The following is a 22,036-nucleotide window of genomic DNA, read 5'->3' on the forward strand; positions in this document are numbered from 1 at the left end:
ATTGACCTCCACGGATGGAGGAAATGCCGCAAGATTGCATGGAGCAATCGCGGTCACTACATCCGTGTGGTTCGGGCGTAAGCAGGAAGCGGAAGCTTTGCCTGAAATTCGACAATATCTTCATTTTTTATGGCGCCGGTATGCAATGCGCTGGCAACAAGCGCTTGAAAGATTCCCGCTTCATTCAAAAGAATGCAATCCAGTTTGTCCCTTATACCGCCAGCGGCAATAAAGTTTTTGTCCGGGTATTGCCTGCAAAATTCAGCTAATTTGTCCATATCGGGACCTTGGTTGCTGCCTACGCGCCCCAATGTCATGATGATGATATTTTTCGGCCAAAAAGTGGGATCGGAAAAAAGACTTTCCGCGCCTAATGCATTTGAATTCGAATAATCCAGCGAAAGAATAAAGTTGTTTTCAAAGGCTTCGATTTCTAAAATAGTTTCATTCCGATAAGACTCACTACCTAAAACAGGCAGATAATTGCCCGGAAGCTGTGCGTCTTGATTGTATTTTTGGTAACCCTTATCTACCCAGAATGTTGTTTGCGGAAAACGACTTAGCACCTCTGTTATTAATTGGTTATGGTCGCCCTGATCGGTAATCGCATTCAGGTCTGCAATATAAAAGGTATCAAACGCATAAACGTCCAGGAATGCTTCAATGACCTGATAAATATCTGACGATTTGCACAAGTCAGTGTTAATAGGTTGATAGTGCTCACGATTGCCTTGCCGGGCATGAACTACGACGCCGTCTTTTAAATCTATTACCGGGATTATTTTCATAAAAAATAGAGACTGAGTCCAAAGCGAGCTTTGGACTCCAAAAATTACAGATGCCAGTTCAAAGCTCGCTTTGAACTGGTGATACAATATTACATTCTAGTTTATAGCTGTTTATTGAATATTGTGAAAATTTTGGTATTTGAGTATATCACTGGCGGCGGCTTTAATAAGCAGGAGCTGCCGGATTCCCTGGTTGGTGAAGGGAGTTTGATGCTTAACGCGTTACTCAATAACCTGACCAAATTAGACGGTTTCGATATAACTGTCATGATCGACTGGCGAATAAACCAGTTAATCTGTGAGACCTGCATACACAAGGTCATTATCCGGCCCGAGCATGATATTACGGAAGAATTTGCTCGGTTGGTTAAGCAATCCGACTTGGTATGGCCGATAGCGCCGGAGTTTGACGGTATCCTGCAAACTCTGTGTCAAACAGTTGAATCATTAGGCAAGGTATTGCTGACATCGCCCGCAGCAGCTGTTGCCATTGCCGGTAACAAATTCAAGACTTATGAATTGCTTAGCCGGCATCAGATAACTACTGTGCCTTCCCGGATGTTTGACGATACTTATTTCTCCTCCTTCGACAGGCTTAGGACAGGCGGTGAATGGATGGTTAAGCCGGTTGATGGCGTGGGTTGCGCAGACAGTTATCTGATCACCAATCGACAGGACTTTGAGCGGATGGCCGCGCAAAAAAACTCATATATCATTCAGCCGCATCTTCAAGGCGCAAAAACCAGTCTTTCGTGCTTGTTCAAGCAAGGCCGCGGCTGGTTAGTGAGTGTCAATTTGCAGCGATTTGAACTGGTCAGCGGGCAATATCATTTAACAGACATCGTGGTCAATCATCATCCCGATTCAGGCTCATATCAACAATTGGTAACTAAGATCGCCAGCGCTTTGCCTGAGCTATGGGGTTATGTCGGTATCGATTTGATAGAAAACGATCAAGTATGGGTGCTCGAAATAAATCCCCGCCTGACTACTTCATTTGTCGGCATATACGAAGCTTTAGGCATCAATATTGCCGAGGCTGTTTTACAGCTACTGAATGGCGAGCCGATACTCAACCCGGCTTGCAACCAACCCATTATCGTTCAGGCAAAACAGGAAACCCATGCAAGCTAATGTCGTAGGCTGGGACATAGGCGGCGCTCATGTCAAAGCGGCGGTAATTAGTGCCGGTGAGATTGTCGCCGTTTACCAGCAAGCATGCCCGTTATGGAAAGGGCTGGATCAACTGCACTGCGCAGTAACCTCAATTCTGCAGGAACTGAAGGGCTCAAATCCTCGCCATGCGATCACCATGACCGGCGAATTGGTTGATTTATTCGCTAATCGGGATGATGGCGTTAAGCAGATCATTCAAACCATGACTGAACTGCTGCCGGGAAGTGGAATCCTGATTTTTGCAGGGCAGGAAGGTTTTTTGAAACCATCACAGATTGAAACCGGGCATTACCTGTCCATCGCCTCTGCTAACTGGTTGGCCAGTGCTTCACTTGCCGCGCAAAAGTTAGGCAGCGGACTTTTTGTCGATTGCGGCAGTACTACCACGGATATACTCCTGCTTAATAACGGGCAAGTGCTGGCGGAAGGCTACACCGATTATCAGCGTTTAATCTCTCAAGAATTGATTTATACCGGCATCGTCAGAACCGCTGTAATGGCTGTCACGCAAACAGCGGTGGATCAAGACAAAAAAATTGGCCTGATGGCCGAGTATTTTGCGACGATGGCCGATGTCTATCGCGTTACCGGCGAACTGAACGACAGGCACGATCAAACCGACACAGCGGATGGCTCGGAAAAAACAGTTTTAGCCAGCGCAAGGCGATTATCGAGGATGATAGGCTGTGATTTTTATCCCGATGAACTGCCGCGCTGGCAACAATTCGCCGAAAACATCCGCGCCCGACAAATACGGCAAATACAGCGCGGCTGTGAAATCCGGTTATCTCAACATGGAATTTCACAAAACAGTCCATTAATCGGCGCCGGAGTAGGTCGATTTCTGGTTAAACAGATTGCATTGAACTTAGACCGTCTTTACCTGGATTTTTCCGATCTATTACCGGTAGCCGGAATTGAATCCAATATGACATCAGCGGACTGTGCTCCCGCTGCGGCTATTGCTTATTTAGCGGATAAGTATATCCATAAACAATAGCGATTCGATATTTAAATAAATGTGCTAAAATACTTTTTTTTGTCAACATTAATAAATGTTTACAGGCTCTATGGAAAAAGTTGATGTATTTGACCTGATCGAGCGGATGTCGGCATTGATCCGGTCTGAAGAACGCAAAAAATGCACCGAATTAGGCTTGCAACCGGTTCATTTGCAAGTGATGGACTATTTGTCCCGCTGCAACCGCTATAGTGACACTCCGGCTGCTCTTACCAATTATCTGGGCATGACCCGCGGCACGGTTTCCCAAACCTTGCTGCTGCTGGAAAAGAAAGGCTACATAAAAAAAACAGCCGATGTAAATGACCGACGTATGGTGCATCTTAGTCTTTTAGCTGAAGGTGACGCTATCTTGAATAGAGCGCGTCCTGCAGATTTATACAATCAGGCCTCGGCAATATTTAATAAAAACGAAAACCAGGAAAATGTTTTTGTTAATGCACTGACCGCGCTGCAAAAAGCCAATAAATCCCAATCATTCGGGCTGTGCAAAACATGCAGATATTTCACCTCAACGACTGAGGGCTTTGTTTGCGGTTTAACCAAAGAACAGCTTAGTCAAATCGATAGTGAGAAAATATGCCAGGAGCATACCGTTAGTTGATGGTCGCAGGTTGCATAACTGAAGAAGCGAGCAACGCGAGCTTACAGAACAACAAGCCGAGATCATCAATAAACTAATGAGAAATTACAATCTGTGCAATAAAATACGTGATTGATTGAGTTTTTTTTCAAGGAACTGCTAGGCTTACGTGATTGTCTTAATTATTCAGAGAATAACTTGGAAGAAGATTTAACTGCCGGTTTAATTGCGCTGCAAAGCCATTTAGAAACCATGCTCGAGCGCGTTCAGAAAAACAGTGCTATTTTGCAGAAGTTTCAGGCGTTCGAAATAAGATTGCTAAAGCTCAATTCCTTACCGGGCACTATTGATCACCTGCTTGAAGAAGGTAAAAATTATTTTGATCTTGACGTGATTAGCTTATGTCTGATTGACGAAACCGGTGAGATAGCCAAAACGCTTAATAATTATGGTTATTCGCGCAGCTCAAAAAACGGGTTGATTTTAGTAGATGGTAAAGGGCCTTTAAAATCAATTGCTATTGAACCCTATGTCGGCATTTATGAACATACCCGATGCGCCGACTTTTTTCCTCAAATTGAAAAACAACCAACCAGCGTTGCCATTATACCTTTATCTCGCCACGGCAAATATTTGGGGACTTTAAATCTAGGCAGTTATCAGCTTGATAGGTTTGCCGATAATATGGCTACAGATTTTATAGAACATCTCAGTTCAGTAGTCAGTATTTGTCTGGAAAATAACCTTCACATCGAAGAGATAAGACAAGTCAGCTACATAGACGCTTTAACAGGCGTTAATAACAGGCGGTTTTTGGAACAGCGCATAGACGAAGAATTAAAACGCAGTCAACGCAATGCAGAACCTTTATCCTGCCAGTTTTTTGATATAGATTTTTTCAAGTCAGTCAATGACAAACATGGTCATCAGGGCGGCGATCTAGTGCTATCGTTAGTAGCGGCCACCATAAAACACCAATTAAGAGATAATGACGTATTTGCCCGTTATGGTGGGGAAGAGTTTGTCGCTTTATTGTCGAATATCGATGAAGCTAAAGCCCTGGAAATTGCAGAACGGATACGCAAAGCCATCCAGACACTGGTCATCGCGATAAATGATATTTCTATCTCGGTGACCGTTTCTATCGGTGTCTCGACTTACATGCCGGACAGTGCATCCATTTCTATAGAAGGTGAAATTGCCGCACGGCTTATTAAATCAGCCGATTTCGCCTTGTACAGAGCCAAACATAACGGCCGTAATCGTGTCGAGAATGGTGGGGTTGTTTTCAATAAACAAGGGTTATAAACAGCTAACCATGAACGACTGCATCCATGCAGTCGTTCATGGAGAATGCCTTACCCCTTCAACGCTTTCAACACCGACTGCATAGTCGCATTAGCGTCGCCAAACAACATGCGGGTGTTTTCCAGCACGAATAACGGATTACCCACACCGGCATAGCCTGACGCCATACTGCGTTTCAGTACGACAGTCGTTTCACCTTTCCAGCATTCCAATACCGGCATACCGGCAATCGGGCTGTTAGGATCGTCCAAGGCTGACGGATTGACGATGTCATTCGCGCCGATCACGATGGACACATCAACATGTCCCCATTCTTCATTGATCTCGTCCATTTCATAAACGATGTCATAAGGCACTTTGGCCTCGGCCAGCAGCACGTTCATGTGGCCGGGCATTCTTCCTGCAACCGGATGGATGCCGAAGCCGACTTTTTTGCCTTTGTCGCGCAACAGTTTGGTGATTTCATTAACAGTATGCTGAGCTTGCGCAACAGCCATACCGTAGCCTGGAATGATCATGATATTTTTTGCATCGAGCAATAATTGCGCGGTTTCATCAGCGCTGATCGGCGTGACTTCGCCTTCAACGACGGCGGCTTCTCCACCCGAGGTGCCAAAACCGCCGGCAATAACGCTGATAAAGTTGCGATTCATCGCGCGGCACATGATATAACTCAAAATCGCGCCGCTGCTGCCGACCAATGCGCCGGTCACAATCAACAAATCGTTGCTTAACATAAAACCGGTTGCCGCGGCCGCCCAACCTGAATAACTGTTGAGCATCGACACCACCACCGGCATATCGGCACCGCCGATAGCCATAACCATGTGTACGCCGAATGCCAGCGCAATCACTGTCATCAGCAATAACGGGAACGTGCCGCCGCCGGTTTCGGTTTGTTGTAAAAACATCCGGCCCAGAATGATTGCCAAAACCAACAGGCCTAAATTCAACCAATGGCGAGCAGGCAGTAACATCGGTTTGCCGCTGATGCGTTCGCTGAGTTTGCCGAAAGCAATCACCGAACCTGAAAAAGTGACCGCACCGATAAGAATGCCGACATAAATTTCCACTTCATGGATATTTTTTTCTACACCGCTAAGGCTTGTAGATGCGTCCATGAAGTTGGCATAACCCACCAACACAGCCGCCATACCGACCAAGCTGTGCATGATAGCGACCAATTCCGGCATTTGCGTCATTTCGACTTTTAACGCGGCTTTAGCTCCGATAGCACCGCCGATTAACAACGCAACGATCAAAATAGCGTATGAGGTAACCGATGCGCTTAATGCAGTAGCGATAATGGCAATCGCCATGCCTAACATACCGTAATAATTGCCACGGCGGGCGGTTTCCTGATTACTTAAACCACTCAGGCTGAAAATAAACAGAATGGTGGCGACGATGTAAGACATCGTGACTAAACTATGGGACATCATATTCTCCGGTTATTTTCTGAACATTTCTAACATACGGCGAGTGACTAAAAAGCCACCGGCAATATTGATAGATGCAATGAGTATCGCCAATCCGGCAAGGACGCTAATCGTAAAGCCCGGCGCGGATACCTGCACCAGAGCGCCGATTACGATAATGCCGCTGATAGCGTTGGTTACACTCATTAATGGGGTGTGCAGCGAAGCCGTCACATTCCAGATCACCTGATAACCGATGAAACATGCCAACACAAATACGGTAAAGTGCGACATGAACGAAGCCGGGGCAACCGAACCGATACCGAACAGCGCCAAACCGCCAACAATTAAAGGTATAAATTGCTTAACAGAATCAGGAATGACGGATTTTTTTTGTTCTTGTACTGATGCGTAAGCGGGAGCTTCGGTTTGCGGGGCAGGGGCGGCGGACAGCTTGGGCGGTGGTGGCGGCCAGGTGATTTTGCCTTCTTTAACCACCGTAGCCCCGCGTATCACCTCATCGTCCATATTTACGTTGATCGCGCCGTTTTTCTCGGGGCAAAGTTCGGTCAACAAATGCCTGAGGTTGGTCGCATAAAGCTGGCTCGATTGGTTAGCCAAACGGCTGGGTAAATTGGTATAACCGATAATCGTCACGCCGTGTTTGACCACGACTTGGTTTTTTTCGGTCAATGCGCAGTTGCCGCCTTGTTCGGCTGCCAAATCGACAATAATGCTGCCCGGTTTCATAGATTTAACCATGCCTTCCGTGATCAGCTTGGGTGCCGGTTTGCCGGGAATCAGCGCGGTGGTGATAATAATGTCCACTTCCATCGCCTGTCTGGCGAACAAAGCCATTTCAGCTTCGATGAATTCCTTGGACATGGTTTTGGCGTAACCGCCGGTGCCTGATCCTTCTTCCTTAAAGTCCAGCATCAAAAATTCGGCGTCCATACTTTCGATTTGTTCTTTCACCTCAGGCCGGGTATCGAAAGCCCGGACGATAGCGCCCATGCTTTTGGCAGCGCCAATAGCGGCAAGACCGGCAACGCCGGCACCGATAACCAACACCTTGGCGGGAGGAATTTTACCCGCGGCAGTAATCTGTCCGGTAAAAAACCGGCCGAAATGCTGTGCCGCTTCAATAACGGCGCGATAGCCGGCAATATTAGCCATGGAGCTCAACGCATCAAGCTTTTGCGCCCTGGACATGCGCGGCACACTATCCATAGCTAGTACTGTGGTATTTTTGGCTGCCAATTTTTGCATTAATTCTTCATTTTGCGCAGGCCAGATGAAACTGATTAAATGACCGCCTTCGGATAGCAGGTCTGTTTCATCCAATGCCAGCTCGGGGTGCCGTTCGGGGGCGCGGACTTTCATCACGATGTCGGCTTTTTTCCATAACGTTTTAGCGTTACTAACGATTTCGACACCTACCTCTTTGTAGGCTTCATCGGAAATATCCGCACCAAGCCCCGCGCCTTTTTCGAGCAGGACGGAAAAACCCAGTTTTATAATTTGTTCTGCGGCCTCAGGCGTAGTGGCCACACGTTTTTCACCTGGGTGAATCTCTTTAGGTATACCAATCTTCATACAATCTCCAATGGGAGTAGTTTAAGAGCATAGTGAGCAAAGGTTTTAACCTCAGTCAAAACCTCAGCGTGGAGGATAGGAGATTAGGCTATGTTTTTCAATAAAAAACATAAAAGGGGTGGGTTAATGTCGGTTTTTTGAGGATGGCTATGTGTAGAGTACGGAAATTTGTTCCGGATTGTTCGGAAAGCGTCCGTTTTTAAGATATTGCTATTAGTAGGAATTACTACTATTTCATTGCCCAGACGGGTCGTGGACTTTACGGCAAACGCAAAATCACGGTAGAACCGGTGTTTGGGATCATAAAACAGGTGCCGGATTTTAATCCTTAGGCCGCAATACCAGTATCTTTCCGATTGATTGAAGGCCTATCTCCTCCTCAAGCACAAATCCAGACCGGTCGAAAAGGTTTTGCCATTCAGGAAGCGTTCTTTCTCTGCCTCGGGTATTCACGAACATCTGCATATCGAAAGCAGCACTGGAAAAATCGGCGTTCAATTCCGGAACGACCAATTCCATGAGCGCAATCCGGGCACCTGTACCCATACTTGCGGTGGTCAGATTGCGCAGCACGCGGGTACTAATCATCGCTTTCTCCAATATCAGATAGAAAAAGTTAGATTAGCAGTTGCAAGTCGGCGTCACCAGTAGTTTTGTCAACCAAATTAGGTGGTTTGATTGACTCCGAAACTCACTGTTTAGAAATGGGAGTGAGTTCTGAATTGGAAAAGCAGTTCTGGATTCTAGTGGGCTTGATTGTCGTGGGATGAATGATATTAAAATCCATCCATCCGGAAATAGCTTTAAGTGCGTCTAATTTTAAGGGATACGTAAATGTTGGCCCGGAGATATGCGATCCGGGTTGCTTAAAATATCCCGATTCGCATCAAAAATACGCGGCCATTGATTGGCATCGCTGTAGAACTGTTTGGCAATTTTAGAAAGCGTATCGCCACTAGATACGGTGTAGGTTCGAACGGATGTGGTGGCCGATCCCATTCCTGGCTCAGCAACAGCGGCGCTTGCGCTTGTTGTTTGTTGTTCAGATGTGGACGATTGCTCCTCATCTTCTTTGTTGCCGAAATAAGACGCTGCCGCTTTCCCTACAACCGCAGCTCCCGCTGCACCCAGAAGCACTTTGCCCAATGTTGCAAGATTGCTTGATTCGGGTACCTTTCCTTCCGGTGTCAGTTTGTCGACCATGGCGGGTAAAACTTTTGAGAGTACCGATGCTCCCTGAGACTCCGGGATGCCTGCCTGTTGAGCAAGATCAGCAATCTGCTCTTTGCCCAGTACATTGGTCAGTTGGTCGGGCTGGATGCTTTTGTTTTCTCCAGTTCCAACCCATGACGAGGCTACATCACTCATTCCCGATTGTTGAAATTTTTTAACCAACCCGTCTACGCCACCCATTTTCTCTAGCATTCCCAACGCGCCGTTCAATAAATTTTGGGTTTTGTTTTCAGCTTGTTCTGAAGAATCATTTGCACCGATGGCGGATTTAACAATATCTGTAAAAAAGCTCATAAGGTTTCTCCTCGTGAAATTCGTACAAAATAACTCGCATCAGCATGGTTCCGGTTTTAAGTAGCAATTAATGCGGTTCTCGAATTTAGCTGTTTAGTCCAACAATTCTTGCGGGATATTGCCGCCGTTCTGTGCGAGTTTTTGCAATACGGTTTTATGCAGCCATATATTCATTTGGGATGAGTCGCCCATTGCTTGCGCGGGACAACCCAATTCTGCCGCAAGTTCTTTACGTGCGGCTAAACTGCTGTCAAGCCCCAATAATTTTAACAAGTCGACAATCGAAACTTTCCAGTTAAGCTTTTCTGCATGGGAAGCGGCTAATCCTTCCAATTTGCTGACGACATCGACCTCAGCAATTCCAGCAGCGGTGGCGGAAGCAGTTGCCGGTTGGGCTGTGTCAGGTGCTTTCGCAGCGGCGGCACTACGAATGCCCAGTTTTTCAAGAATGGAATTAAACAGACTCATGGCGGATCCTCTAAAAAAGTATTGTTGAGTGATGGTCATGTTGATGCTTGGTGAAATTTGACCATTTAGAACAAGCTGTACAGGAATCGTCTGACCAGTGTTATTTAGTACAGAACGCCAATAAATATTGAGCTTCTTAGCCCTTATTCGTGGTCAATTTTTTGACCGGCGTTAACAGGTACGGCTCGGAATGATGCTCCGGATACTGTTTTTGGCCGTAAAAAACTAATACTTTGACCAAGTCAATAATTGCTAATTTATCGCCCAAACCATGGATTAACGATAGATATATCGAACTAAATACACAATATGTAAGAATGCCTATATGAACTAACTTGGAGTATCGCCTTACGTTAGGGTCTAGATATTGCAATAACGCATTCTGCCAAACATTGTGCGGTTTAAATTCAAGGGAAATGCAGCAATTCTCATATGGAGAATTATTTCGAAGTAGTCGTTCCATCCAGCGCTGTCGGAGTAGAGAACAAGAACGGTGATCGGTTACCCTATGAGTCGTGTACTAATTATTATTGAGGTAGTTAGACCCATCAAGTTGATGGGTCAGTCTCGAGCGTAACTTTACAAGCCCATGTGTTATTATAAGTTTTGGTCTATAAATAGAAGCTTTAATTAATTTCGTATTTTTAGCGTTTCATCGAGTGAACAGGAAACAGAAAGAATGTGGCATAGTTTAATGGAGTTGCTTGCTTCCGCGGTTAAGAGGCGTACTGTTTCAAACATTACTGTGAGCCGGGAGATTCAGGAAGAATCACAACACCAACTCAATCGGCAGTTGGAACAACGCATAGCCGAGCGTACCGAACGCTTGCATATGATGATAGAAGCTTCCAAAGAAGCGGTGGTAACCATTAATCAAAATGGATACGTCGAAGAGTGGAACGCTATGGCTGAGCATATGTTCGGGTGGTCGCGCCGCGAAGCCATCGGCCAGCGCTTGTCAGACATGATTATTCCCCACAAGTACCGGGAAGCGCATGAAATCGGCATAAAGCGCTTTCTGGCAACGGAGCAATGCACAGTGCTGAATCAGACGCTGGAGCTTTCGGCGCTTAAGCGGTCCGGCGAAGAGTTTCCTATAGAGCTTTCGGTCTGGCCTGTGCGTTGTGCCGAAGGCTACATTTTCAGCGCATTCCTGCGCGACATTACAGAACGGAAACAAGCCCTGCGAGTTGCCAAAGAGCAAGTTGAGCGAACGCTGCTTTTTCGCACAGTCTTGTACGACTTGTCACGCATGGTCAAAACCGATTTCAACGATTCTATCCTGAATATTTTAAAGTCCACATCCGAGACACTAGGCGTGGCGCGTATGGTTTTCAGCCGATTTTCCCACTGTCACTCGACGCTACAGACCGAAATGATATACCGCTCGGCTTCCGACGATACCGCGCCCGAATCGGAGTGCGGCGACTTCAGTGTCGATCTGTATCCGCAATATTTTTCCGTTATCATTTCCAACCGTCCGGTGGTGGTCGACGATGTCCAATCCGATCCTGCGACAGCGGAACTTGTGGACAATTATTTGATTCCATTAGGTATCACCTCCATGTTGGACGTGCCGGTGTGGTTGGACGGACGAGTGGTAGCGGTTATTTGTCACGAACACGTCGGACCTTCGCGAAGCTGGACTACAGAGGAAGTTGACTTCGCATTTTGCATCAGCAATTTGGTGGCGCTTGCTCTGGAAGCGGCTAATCGCATGCAGACTGAGGAAGAACTGCGTCAAGCCGAAGCCGATGTCCGGAAAGCTTTGGTTCGCGAACAGGAATTGAATGAATTAAAATCCCGTTTCGTGTCTATGGCTTCCCATGAATTCCGCACCCCTTTAACCGCCATTTTGTCTTCCGCAGAACTTCTTGAGGCTTACAGCGAACGATTGAGCTTAGAGAAGAAAGCGGATCTAATCGGTATGATCAAAACGGCTGTTAAGAGCATGACTCATATGCTGGAAGAGGTATTGTTTATCGGCAAGTCGGATACAGGGCATTTACAATTCAACCCGACCTCCATTGAGGTCGACAGCTTTTGTGAGCATCTCTTGAAAGAAATCCGCGTCGGAGTAGGCAAAGATCACATCATCGAATACCGCGCCATCGGCCACTGTATATCGTCCATGATCGATCCTCACCTGTTGCGTCAAATCCTACTGAATCTATTGAGCAACGGCATAAAATTTTCACCGAAAGGTTCAACGATAAATTTTACCTGCAATTGCGATAGTGGGGGCATTGTCTTCGAGATTGCCGATCAAGGGGTCGGCATCCCGATGGAGGATAGGGCTAATCTATTCAGTACTTTTCACCGCGCCGGCAACGTTAGTAATATACAGGGCACTGGGCTTGGGCTTGCGATTGTCAAAAAATGCGTCGATCTTCATGGCGGCGAAATCGACTACACCAGCGAAGTTGGAAAGGGCACACGTTTCCTGGTGCGAATACCATTTTTATAATTTTATATAGATAATTTTCGATGGCGAAAATCCTTGTAGTTGAAAACGATTTGGCACTGCGTATATTGGTTACTCAATTGCTGGAATTAGAAGGGTATACCGTGGTTGCGGCGGAGAATGGCGCCGTCGCTCTGGAGTTTGTCGAAAACGAACCTCCGGATCTGGTGCTTTGCGATCTGCTGATGCCGGAAGTTGATGGTTACCAGGTTTTGCATCGATTGATGCAAAACCCGTTGACTGCGTCAATCCCGTTGATTTTTTTGACTGCCAGCGCATTGCCCAGCGATCGCGAATACTGTTTAGAAAACGGCGCCAAAGGGTTTATGACTAAACCCTTCCATCACCTTGAACTCTTGGATTTGATCAGCAACCTCCTACCTGAGCCCAATGTAAGCGTCCCTAACCTATGAAATCTCAAATTCTTGCAGTAGACGATGACCCCGCCCTGCTCAAACTTCTATCCATGCGGCTGGATCTGGAAGGTTATGCCGTGACCGAAGCTTCCAGCGGGGAAGAGGCTTTGGCGAAAATGGCCGGCTACAGCCCGCATCTGGTTATCACCGACGTAAGCATGGGCGGAATGGATGGCTTGGCGCTGTTCGACATTCTGAAAAAATCCCATCCGGCGTTGCCCGTTATTATTCTGACTGCTCATGCTTCGATTTCCCATGCAGTGGATGCTATGCGTCAGGGCGTGTTCGGTTATTTGACTAAACCGTTCGAGGCCGAAGCGCTGCTGGCGGAAGTGAAACGAGCTCTGGGGCAAAGTGGGGGCTCGTCCGCGAATGAATTCGACTGGAAGACTGCAATAGTTACTCGCAATACGCAGATGGAAGCGGTGCTCAACGAGGCCCGTATGATCGCAGTTCAAGATGCCAGTGTGCTGATAACCGGCGCATCGGGAACCGGCAAAGAGCTCATGGCCCAGGCGATCCACCGTATCAGCCCGCGCTCCGATGAGCCCTTCACAGCCATCAATTGCGGCGCAATTCCCGAGAACCTACTGGAATCGGAACTGTTTGGCCACGTCAAAGGGGCTTTTACCGGTGCGGCAAAAGACCACAAAGGCTTGTTTGTAGCGACCCAAGGCGGCACGTTGTTCCTGGATGAAATCGGTGACATGCCGCTACCCCTGCAAGTGAAGCTGCTGCGTGTCCTTCAGGAGAAGGCAGTACGTCCGGTCGGCGCTTTGCACATTACATCCATCGACGTTCGCATCGTGTCAGCTACCCACCGCGATCTGGAAAAGGAGATCGCCGAAGGCCGCTTCCGGGAAGACCTGTACTACCGTCTGAACGTGGTGAATCTCTGCCTGCCCGGCCTGAACGAACGATCCGACGACATTCCCCTGTTGGCTAAGCACTTTCTGTTTCAGCTGGCGGAAAAATACGGCAAAAACATCAATGGATTCGCGCCTGACGCGATGGAAATTCTGCTGACTGCATCCTGGCCGGGCAACATCAGGCAGCTGCTGAATGTCGTCGAGAAAGTCGTGGCCCTGTCAACCACGGAAATCATAACGGCCAGCCTGATACAGCGCGCCCTGCAACGGCAGACCGACGATTCGGTTTCGCTGGACGAGGCAAAGAAGGACTTTGAGCGAGACTATCTGATACGCCTGATGAAAATGACTCAAGGGAATGTCGCCCACGCGGCCAAGATTGCCAAAAGGAACCGTAGCGAATTTTATACGCTGCTGCGCCGCCATAATCTGGAACCGGGACAGTTTAAAGACGATTCCGATTAACGGGTCGTGACACATGAATTGCTGATCACTATAACGTCATGCCGGGTGAAGGGTGCGGTATAAAAATATGTCGAATGAGCTTCGAGTTAATTGTAATCTCCGTATTTCCCTGCCGAATCAAGATGAGAAACGCTTCCTATCAGCCATGATTGGCGAAGAAAGGCTGTTTGCTCCGAACAACATATATAAAACAATTATTATTCAACAAGTTAACCTATTTTCAATATAACCCTGTTGGGCTATCCCAACAGATGGCGCTGTTGGGATAGCTTCAAAAATTACCATATCGCATTGATTTATAATGCGATATTCAGGTTGGCACGATTCATTCATTATATTTCTTCGAACAGGGCCGGCAATACGCCGGATTAATTAAAAAAACAGCCCTTGTACCGGTATCCCGGCATACATGAATCGAAGAGGAATCCTTATGCTAAAGCCTACGCTTACACTCAATCCGAATGAGTTTTTTGCGCTTTCATTCTCACCCTTAGCGCCACTTCAGCGCAGGTTGGCCGACGCCCTTCAGCATGGCTCCAGTCTGGGCCTTTTTTTACCCGCTGCCGCCGCAAGCACTGTTTCGGCTGTTTCTCTTGCGATCAGCGGCGGAATTTCTTTGTCCTTGGCGCTGGCGACGTTTCTGCTGGTATATTCCAGCTACCTGATTGATCATCTGGCGGATGTGGGGCGTTTCGACGGTGAGCTGGATTCTGACCGCGGCCGATCCATGGCTCGCCACCAGCGCATCTTCGCTGTGTGCGGCGTGACTGCGTTCCTAGGCGCATTGGGAATCACTGCGCTGGAAGCAAATTTAGCCTCGGTATTGTTGCTGTTAGCGTTTCCGCTGTCGGTGGTGCTCTACGGAACCGAATGGTTCGGCAGGTTCACGTTTGGACTTCTGAGATACCGCCGCTTGAAGGATATTCCCGGTATCAAGGCGTTCTATACTGCTTTTTTCTGGGGGCTTTTGATGGTTTACGCCGACTGTTTTCTTGGCGGTGGCGGATTGCCGGTTCTCGTATTCTTCTTCGGCTATATGCTAATGAGCGATTTTGTGAACACAGTGTTTTGTGATTTCAAGGATCTACATCGGGATCGTGCCGACGGCGTGGCTACGCTGCCGCTTCTGCTGGGCGTGCCGCAAACCTTTCAGTTACTGCGCCTCGCCAATCATTTCTCTGTGTTGTGGCTGTGCGGATTTGTAGCGGCCGGCTGGGTTCCAGTCGGGCTACTAGGGCTGGCCCTGATCCATCCTTATGTGTCGGCCGTTCTCGGCCATGGTGAACGAGGTCTGGCAAAAGGAAAACTACCCGGCGATGCCGTTATGGACGCGGAATTCCTGCTGTGGCTGCCCTGTGCGCTATTGGGATTCTGGCTGTTTTCGACGCTAGCTTGAAATGAAACATGCAATTCTGAAATGGAAAATATAATCATGACACCGACACAACAATTTATATTCAATCTGTCCGCCTCGTCCTCCGCAATTCTCTGGCTGGTCTGCTATGCGCTGATTATCCGCCGCGGGTTTAAGGATCGCACTTACGGCATGCCGTTGGCGCCGCTCTGTGTTAACATGTCGTATGAATTCATCTTCGGGATACTTCATCCCGATGATCCACCAATGAACTATGCGAATATCGCCTGGATTCTGGTTGATCTAGTCATCGTCTACCAATACTTGCGCTTTGCTCCCAAAGAGTTTCCTGCTCAATTACCCCGGCAGTGGTTTTATCCGGCTTCCGTCCTGGCTTTAATTACCGCCTTTGCCGGTGTGTTGTCCATCACTTACGAGTTTCAGGATTGGCATGGCAACTATACCGGATGGGGGGATCAACTGCTGATTTCCATCACTTTTTCTTGTTTGCTGTTACGCAGGCAAAGCGTTCGAGGCCAGTCGTTGTATATCGTTCTGTCGCGAATGTTAGGCTCAATCGTACTTATACCCGGACAGTACATCCAGACTCCCCATTCCTTTTTTATCGCTTATGTGTGGGTTGCCTTCGTTGTGTTTGACAGCCTCTACATCATGCTTTACCTGCGTCAATGCCGGGTGGAGAACATTAATCCCTGGACGCGGTTTTGAACCGGCATACTCGCACCGAGCGCGCGAGCATGCCGCTCGGTGTGGGATTAACCGTCTAGTGTTACAGCGTTTTCAGTCTTGGTAAATAACCTTGGTGGATGCGTTGCACTTATCCCACCCTACTTCAAGTGTCGCTGGTAGGGTGGATAAGCAACACGCATCCACCAACGATGTAACTAACGCAATATGAAAATGCTGTAAGTTGTAAGTCTTTTTGTCTGATCGTTTATGGATTAATCATTTTTCATTTTTGTCGTTCAGTTTATGGATAACCGAATCATTTTCCACGCCGCTCAATGATGCTGTACAAAGCCATGCCGGACAGCATCGCCGCAACAAATATCCATGCTTTGGGTTGTCCTGCCGCCGCACTGACAACGGCGGGTCCCGGGCAAAATCCGGCGATTCCCCAACCGACGCCAAAAGCCGTACTGCCCAACAGCAAACGCTTATCCAGATTGGTCGCGGTGGGCAGTTGCATAGGCGCTCCCAGCAAACTGCGCCGGCGCTTTTTGGCTAAAGCAAAGCCGCCGGAGCCGATCAGGATAGCGCCGCCCATGACGAAAGCGAGCGACGGATCCCAGGCACCGGCCAAATCCAAAAAGCCGATAATCTTAGCCGGGTTGGTCATGCCGGAAACGATAAGCCCCAAACCGAAGATCAATCCAACAAAAAAGGCACTAATATTCAACATAATTAAATCCCCAACAGATGGCGGGTCAGGTAGACGGTGATAAAACCCGCCATCATGAAAGTCAACGTAGCCGCAATAGATCGAATCGAACCGCGTGAAATGCCGCAGACACCGTGTCCGCTGGTGCATCCTGACGCATAGCGGGTGCCGATGCCGACCAACAAACCGGCAACAATCAGTTTTATGGTTCTCGCTTCGATAGTCACAGCGGGCAAACCGAAGGTAATCCGATAAATAAATGGCGCGGCTATCAAGCCGAGCAGAAACATTACGCGCCAGATTTTGTCTTCTTTGCCAGCCTGTAGCAGGCCGCCTAAAATCCCGCTGATGCCGGCAATCCGGCCATTGAATAACACCAGCATTGCAGCGGCAAAACCGATCAATAAGCCGCCCGAGAAACCGGCAATATAGGTGCTTTGAGTAAAATGATTTAAATTCATGTGCTTATCTAAAATGATGATATTAGTATTAAATATATAACAAGAAACCCCCTAAAAATCTATAATCACAAAGCGATATGCCCAACCTTAAGCAAGACCGGCCTACCGATTTGCAACCTAAAATCGGCAAATAGATTATCGATAGCGGTTTGTCTGCTGAGGATTAGCGTTTAGGTGATGATACGGATTGGTAAAGATAGGTTTTGGCTTTATTGTTGAGATCGGGTTGATAGCAAATTAATCTGTTTTGAATGGATACCCGCTTGCAAAAACAATATATAACTTCCAAAAAAGGGACGGTTCTCTTGTCTAAGGCAATCAAGCGCATTTGGAGTCATCGTTATGGCGGAAAAAACGGTCCGAAAACAAGTTCGTTACGAAAGAGACGATATTGATGCTGTGTTTAAAAAAACGCCCGTTTTTTTCAATCGGGTGCAGCCGGTAAAAATTATTAACGTTAGTAAGCAGGGCATCGCCATCTGTAGTAATCAAGAGTTAAAAAAGAACAGCCGTTTGAAAATTACGCTTTGTTTTCTAAAAGGTGAAAGTTTTTTTCTTAATGGCCAGGTTGTGCATTCGTTTAATAAACAAAACAGTTCCCAGTATGATGAGTTTGTGGAATTGTTTTTTGAAGGAGCAACGCAATCTATTGCTTTGCCTTTTAAATATGGGATTCATTTTGAGCAGCATTACCCCCAGTTCAGGGATTATCTGATTGAATCCGGCTGTAAAAACGGTTTTGAAGTTCAGCGCTTCGATAGGTCACGCTGGCAGCGAAGCCTTTATCAAAGGTAAGCTCAGCTCATTTATTTTTTACTGTTTAGCAGGGATTTTAGATCTGCAAATGGATTGTGCGTGGAGGCCGGCGCAGTGGATTTTTCTGTTGTTGCCGAGCCGTCAAAGCGAGTTTCTTCATATCTCGAATGCTCATTGTCATGGCAATAAATGCACAATAATTCCCAGTTGCTGCCGTCGGATGGATTGTCGTCGTGGTTATGGTTTTTATGATGCACTGTTAATTCGGCAAGGTTTTTATGATCGAATTCACGAGCGCATCGGCCGCATACCCAGGGGTATAGTTTAAGAGCCTGTCCGCGATAAGACTGCTCCCTAAGTTTCTGGTCGCGCCGTGCATCGGTTACGATTTGATCGAGCTTGTTTCTGTCGAGTTGGTTTTTTTTGATGGTCATATCAGTATCTTCTGGAATGCAAAAAAATCACGCTAAGTCAATGTGTCTAAATTCTAACAGAAAAAACAGTAAAAAATAGCGGTCGGTCTTTGTCGGTTATTGGCTGTTAAAAAATTAATTGAGCCCTGTCGGCTTAAAGAATTTATACTTTAAAAATGATTAATGGGCCAAAGGTGGCGTGTGGATAAGCGAACATTTACAAATAGACTGGTAGTTCTCGACACCGAAACGACCGGATTAAATCCGCAGGAAGGACACAGGATTATTGAGATAGGCTGCGTGGAGCTGGTTAATCGCCGCTTAACGGGCAAGCGGTTTCATGTCTATATTAATCCCGAGCGGATCATCGATGCGGGTGCTATTGAGGTTCACGGCATTACCAATCGGTTTTTGGAGGATAAGCCGACTTTTACGGGTATCGTTGAGGATTTTATTGCGTTTATTCAGGGTGCCGAGTTAGTCATTCATAATGCGCCGTTTGATGTCGGTTTTATTAATTATGAATTTTCACGGCTGAATAACGAAATTGGAGCGGTCACGGATTATAGCAAGGTATTTGACACCCTGAGCTATGCCAGGAAAAAACATCCGGGACAGCGCAACAGCCTGGATGCGCTGTGTAAACGTTACAATATTGACAACAGTCATAGGGATTTGCACGGCGCGTTGCTGGATGCTGAGATTTTGGCCGATGTGTTTTTGTTGATGACCGGAGGGCAGTCCTCGTTGTTGGATGAAGGGCAGGGAAGGCCGGAGGAATCGATTGTAAATAGCGAGATTAAGTATCTGCCTACGGATCGTCCCGCTTTGAATGTTATACGCTGTACGGATGAGGAGCTAAACGCACATCAACAGCGTTTGGAAGCTATTGAGAAAGCAAGCGGCGGTTGTATCTGGAATAAAAGCATGGGTTAACTTAAAAAGTTATTTAATTCACGAAAAACTACACAGCATACTCACTTCTTTCGTACTTTTCGTGTCGCCTAGAGGCGCCTACTTTTGGCTTTTGTGGACTAATGCTGTTTTTGAGATGATGGAGTTGAGTTTTATTGAAATATCCAAAGCAAGCTTTGGACTCCTGCGGTAGGGGCGACCGGTAGGTCGCCCTTAAAGATGTAGATTACTCTGCCGCTTTCGGCTTTGCCCGTCTGGATGTCGAGCCTACCCTTTTCTTGCTTTTATCCACTTTCTTAGCGCCATCGTCGAATTTCATCGCTTTTCTAGCACTCTCATCCATTTTGGATATGTTAAGTTGCTGTCCAGCTACTCTGACTTTTTTCAATTCCTGAAACAGTTCTTTCGGCATGCCAGCCGGTAACTCAACGGTACTGTAGTCGTCTTGAATTCTGATACGGGCGATATGGTCGCCGTCAATCCCTGTCTCATTAGCTATAGCGCCAACGATATTGCCTGGTTTTACTCCGTGATTGTGGCCGGCCTCAATCCGGTAGGTTTCCATTTCAATGTCCGCCCCGCCACCGAACGCGCGTTTGGGTTTGCGGTCTTTTTGAGGGCGGTCTGATCTTGATGATCTGTCATCCCTGGAGGGTCTATCATCGCGGCTATCTTTAGCTCTTTTAGGCAGATTTTGCATCAGCAGTGGGGTTTCGCCCTGAACCAGCTTTGCCAGTGCAGCGGCTATTTCCAAAGCGGTAACATTGTGCTCCTGTTGGTATTGTTCCAGCAGTTGACTGAAGAAGCCTAGCTCTTCGGCAGCCAAGGTATCGGTAATGTTTTGTTTAAAGCGCGCAATACGTTTATTGTTGATGACTTCGGTTGACGGCAGGCCCATTTCTTCAACTTTTTGCTTAGTTGCTTTTTCAATATTGCTTAGCAAGTTTCTTTCTCTGGGGGCAATAAACAATATTGCATCGCCGGTGCGCCCTGCACGCCCCGTTCTACCGATACGGTGAACATAGGATTCGGTATCGTAAGGAATATCATAGTTGACGACATGAGTGATGCGGTCTACATCCAGTCCCCGTGCGGCGACGTCAGTCGCGATCAAAATATCCAGTTTGCCGTTTTTCAGGTTGGCAATAGCGCGTTCCCTAAGCGCTTGTGACATATCGCCGTTAATGGCGGCGGCGGAATAACCGCGCGCTTCGAGTTTTTCCGCCAGCTCAACGGTTGCGGTTTTGGTTCTGACGAAGATAATCATACCGTCAAACGTTTCTGCTTCCAGTATGCGGGTTAGCGCGTCTAGTTTGTGCACACCGCTGACTAGCCAATAGCGTTGCCGTATGAATTCTGCCGATGCGTTGGTAACTTTAATAGTGACATGTTCAGGCTCATGCAGATACTGCTGAGCGATTTTGCGGATAACCGACGGCATCGTTGCAGAAAACAGGGCGATTTGTCTTTGTTCCGGGATTTGATCGAGAATCCATTCCACATCGTCAATAAAGCCCATGCGCAGCATTTCATCGGCTTCATCAAGAACCAGGTAGCCAAGCCCGTCCAGGTTCAGAGTGCCTTTACGCATGTGATCCATGACTCGGCCCGGTGTGCCGACAACTACATGAGCGCCGCGTTTTAGCTGGCGTAATTGGGTACTATAGTCCTGTCCTCCGTAAATAGGCAGAACATGGAAGCCTTTTAAATGCGCGGCATAACGTTGAAACGCTTCCGCCACCTGAATGGCCAGTTCGCGGGTTGGCGCTAGAACCAGAACTTGCGGGTCTTTTTGCTTGAGGTCGATGCGCGATAAAATCGGTAATGCGAAAGCGGCGGTTTTACCGGTTCCTGTTTGTGCTTGCCCCAGAACGTCTTTGCCTTTCAGTAGGAGCGGGATGGTTTGTGCTTGTATGGGTGAAGGTGTTTCATAACCGACATCGTTCAGCGCTCTTAGCACCGGTTCAATCAGCGCTAAATCACGGAAAGAGGGTAATGTAGAAACATCATTGGACATGGATTTACCTGTTGTAGATATAGAATGCGCGTAAGCGCGGAGAAATGTGTTTGTTTATCAGAGTATTATAACGCAGTATATTAACATTTGCAGCAAAATTAACTGGACAAGGAGCTTGATTATGAGGATTTGGGTTGATGCGGACGCATGCCCTAATATGATTAAAGAGATTTTATATCGGGCAGCGGAACGAAAGCAGTTGCTGCTGACATTGGTGGCCAATAGGTTTTTAACCATACCGCCATCCAAAGTTATCAGTGCGGTGCAGGTCCCAGGCGGTTTTGATGTGGCTGATAATTATATAGTCAAACATTTGCAGCAAGATGATCTGGTGATTACCGCCGACATTCCGTTGGCGGCTGAAGTGATAACAAAAAACGCCCATGCCATTAATCCCCGAGGCGAGCTTTATACTAAAGAAAATATCAAGGAGCGATTGGCTATGCGGGATTTTATGGAAGAATTGCGCAGTACCGGTCAATCAGCGGAAGGGCCTCCGCCTCTTGGGTTACGGGACAAGCAAGATTTCGCCAATGCGCTGGATCGTTTTTTGGCTAAATACCAGTAAAATTACGTATCAAGCTGAGTTTTAGTTATTTGCTTGTTATAATGACAGTAG

22 protein-coding genes are annotated in these 22,036 nt (G+C 47.3%); 12 read left to right on the forward strand and 10 right to left on the reverse strand.

Annotated elements, in window-relative coordinates; all coding sequences use genetic code 11:
- Positions 1-56: 56 nt before the first annotated feature.
- Entirely contained in the window at positions 57-788 is a 732-nt protein-coding gene (locus EPO18_RS07230) for a HisA/HisF-related TIM barrel protein (RefSeq protein WP_292432515.1), read from the reverse strand.
- Positions 789-911: 123 nt separating this feature from the next.
- Here EPO18_RS07230 and EPO18_RS07235 point away from each other — a divergent pair, with 123 nt between their 5' ends.
- From EPO18_RS07235 to EPO18_RS07250, 4 genes are all read left to right on the forward strand, one after another.
- Positions 912-1,922: an ATP-grasp domain-containing protein gene (locus EPO18_RS07235; RefSeq protein ID WP_292432517.1), complete on the forward strand. Its 1,011-nt coding sequence runs from the start codon at positions 912-914 to the stop codon at positions 1,920-1,922.
- Positions 1,912-2,964: a hydantoinase/oxoprolinase family protein gene (locus EPO18_RS07240; protein ID WP_292432519.1), complete on the forward strand. Its 1,053-nt coding sequence runs from the start codon at positions 1,912-1,914 to the stop codon at positions 2,962-2,964. The genes EPO18_RS07235 and EPO18_RS07240 overlap by 11 nt, the downstream gene beginning before the upstream one ends.
- A 70-nt stretch (positions 2,965-3,034) precedes the next feature.
- Positions 3,035-3,589: a MarR family winged helix-turn-helix transcriptional regulator gene (locus EPO18_RS07245; RefSeq protein WP_292432617.1), complete on the forward strand. Its 555-nt coding sequence runs from the start codon at positions 3,035-3,037 to the stop codon at positions 3,587-3,589.
- Between the two features lie 177 nt (positions 3,590-3,766).
- The gene (locus tag EPO18_RS07250) at positions 3,767-4,876 is read left to right on the forward strand and encodes a sensor domain-containing diguanylate cyclase (protein ID WP_292432520.1); all 1,110 of its coding nucleotides are present in this window, start codon (positions 3,767-3,769) and stop codon (positions 4,874-4,876) included.
- 50 nt (positions 4,877-4,926) lie between these two features.
- Here EPO18_RS07250 and pntB read toward each other — a convergent pair whose 3' ends face one another.
- The 5 genes from pntB to EPO18_RS07280 form a co-directional block, all read right to left on the reverse strand.
- Positions 4,927-6,315 (reverse strand): Re/Si-specific NAD(P)(+) transhydrogenase subunit beta, encoded by a 1,389-nt coding sequence (gene pntB, locus EPO18_RS07255; protein ID WP_292432522.1) that lies wholly within the window; start codon positions 6,313-6,315, stop codon positions 4,927-4,929.
- Positions 6,316-6,327: 12 nt separating this feature from the next.
- Positions 6,328-7,890, reverse strand: coding sequence for a Re/Si-specific NAD(P)(+) transhydrogenase subunit alpha (locus EPO18_RS07260; protein ID WP_292432524.1), 1,563 nt, complete (start codon positions 7,888-7,890; stop codon positions 6,328-6,330).
- Positions 7,891-8,211: 321 nt separating this feature from the next.
- Positions 8,212-8,478: a methyltransferase gene (locus EPO18_RS07265; RefSeq protein WP_292432526.1), complete on the reverse strand. Its 267-nt coding sequence runs from the start codon at positions 8,476-8,478 to the stop codon at positions 8,212-8,214.
- 231 nt (positions 8,479-8,709) lie between these two features.
- The gene (locus EPO18_RS20705; protein WP_363331484.1) at positions 8,710-9,417 is read right to left on the reverse strand and encodes a YidB family protein; all 708 of its coding nucleotides are present in this window, start codon (positions 9,415-9,417) and stop codon (positions 8,710-8,712) included.
- Between the two features lie 93 nt (positions 9,418-9,510).
- Positions 9,511-9,885: a DUF3597 domain-containing protein gene (locus EPO18_RS07280; protein ID WP_292432528.1), complete on the reverse strand. Its 375-nt coding sequence runs from the start codon at positions 9,883-9,885 to the stop codon at positions 9,511-9,513.
- 679 nt (positions 9,886-10,564) lie between these two features.
- On the opposite strand from EPO18_RS07280, the gene EPO18_RS07285 reads away from it, so the two are divergent.
- The 5 genes from EPO18_RS07285 to EPO18_RS07305 all read left to right on the forward strand — a co-directional run bounded on the left by EPO18_RS07285 (position 10,565) and on the right by EPO18_RS07305 (position 16,182).
- Positions 10,565-12,352, forward strand: a complete 1,788-nt coding sequence (locus tag EPO18_RS07285; RefSeq protein ID WP_292432530.1) for a PAS domain-containing sensor histidine kinase — start codon at positions 10,565-10,567, stop codon at positions 12,350-12,352.
- Positions 12,353-12,372: 20 nt separating this feature from the next.
- Complete coding sequence (locus tag EPO18_RS07290) at positions 12,373-12,762, forward strand: response regulator (protein ID WP_292432531.1); 390 nt, start codon at positions 12,373-12,375, stop codon at positions 12,760-12,762.
- The gene (locus EPO18_RS07295; protein WP_292432533.1) at positions 12,759-14,099 is read left to right on the forward strand and encodes a sigma 54-interacting transcriptional regulator; all 1,341 of its coding nucleotides are present in this window, start codon (positions 12,759-12,761) and stop codon (positions 14,097-14,099) included. Before EPO18_RS07290 ends, EPO18_RS07295 begins: the two co-directional genes overlap by 4 nt.
- Before the next feature lie 430 nt (positions 14,100-14,529).
- Entirely contained in the window at positions 14,530-15,495 is a 966-nt protein-coding gene (locus tag EPO18_RS07300) for a UbiA prenyltransferase family protein (protein WP_292432535.1), read from the forward strand.
- A gap of 36 nt (positions 15,496-15,531) precedes the next feature.
- Positions 15,532-16,182 (forward strand): transmembrane-type terpene cyclase, encoded by a 651-nt coding sequence (locus tag EPO18_RS07305; protein WP_292432537.1) that lies wholly within the window; start codon positions 15,532-15,534, stop codon positions 16,180-16,182.
- A 277-nt stretch (positions 16,183-16,459) separates the two neighbouring features.
- On the opposite strand, the gene EPO18_RS07310 is transcribed toward EPO18_RS07305, so the two are convergent.
- Positions 16,460-16,876, reverse strand: a complete 417-nt coding sequence (locus tag EPO18_RS07310) for a DUF6691 family protein (RefSeq protein WP_292432539.1) — start codon at positions 16,874-16,876, stop codon at positions 16,460-16,462.
- 2 nt (positions 16,877-16,878) lie between these two features.
- Entirely contained in the window at positions 16,879-17,316 is a 438-nt protein-coding gene (locus EPO18_RS07315; protein ID WP_292432541.1) for a YeeE/YedE family protein, read from the reverse strand.
- A 342-nt stretch (positions 17,317-17,658) separates the two neighbouring features.
- Here EPO18_RS07315 and EPO18_RS07320 point away from each other — a divergent pair, with 342 nt between their 5' ends.
- On the forward strand, positions 17,659-18,111 hold the full coding sequence (locus EPO18_RS07320) for a PilZ domain-containing protein (protein WP_292432542.1): 453 nt from the start codon (positions 17,659-17,661) through the stop codon (positions 18,109-18,111).
- An 11-nt stretch (positions 18,112-18,122) separates the two neighbouring features.
- Here EPO18_RS07320 and EPO18_RS07325 read toward each other — a convergent pair whose 3' ends face one another.
- The gene (locus EPO18_RS07325) at positions 18,123-18,506 is read right to left on the reverse strand and encodes a YajD family HNH nuclease (RefSeq protein WP_292432544.1); all 384 of its coding nucleotides are present in this window, start codon (positions 18,504-18,506) and stop codon (positions 18,123-18,125) included.
- Positions 18,507-18,686: 180 nt separating this feature from the next.
- Between EPO18_RS07325 and dnaQ the strand changes: the two genes are divergently transcribed.
- Positions 18,687-19,421 carry a DNA polymerase III subunit epsilon gene (gene dnaQ, locus EPO18_RS07330; protein WP_292432545.1) on the forward strand — a complete coding sequence of 245 codons (735 nt, stop codon included), beginning with the start codon at positions 18,687-18,689 and terminating at the stop codon, positions 19,419-19,421.
- A gap of 205 nt (positions 19,422-19,626) precedes the next feature.
- Here the strand turns inward: dnaQ and EPO18_RS07335 are convergent, their stop codons facing one another.
- Complete coding sequence (locus EPO18_RS07335; RefSeq protein ID WP_292432547.1) at positions 19,627-21,417, reverse strand: DEAD/DEAH box helicase; 1,791 nt, start codon at positions 21,415-21,417, stop codon at positions 19,627-19,629.
- 121 nt (positions 21,418-21,538) lie between these two features.
- On the opposite strand from EPO18_RS07335, the gene EPO18_RS07340 reads away from it, so the two are divergent.
- A complete protein-coding gene (locus tag EPO18_RS07340) occupies positions 21,539-21,985 on the forward strand; it encodes a YaiI/YqxD family protein (RefSeq protein ID WP_292432549.1) in 447 nt (148 codons plus the stop codon).
- The last annotated feature ends 51 nt before the right edge of the window (positions 21,986-22,036 follow it).

Source organism: Methylobacter sp., from assembly GCF_004322395.1.
GTDB lineage: Bacteria > Pseudomonadota > Gammaproteobacteria > Methylococcales > Methylomonadaceae > Methylobacter_A.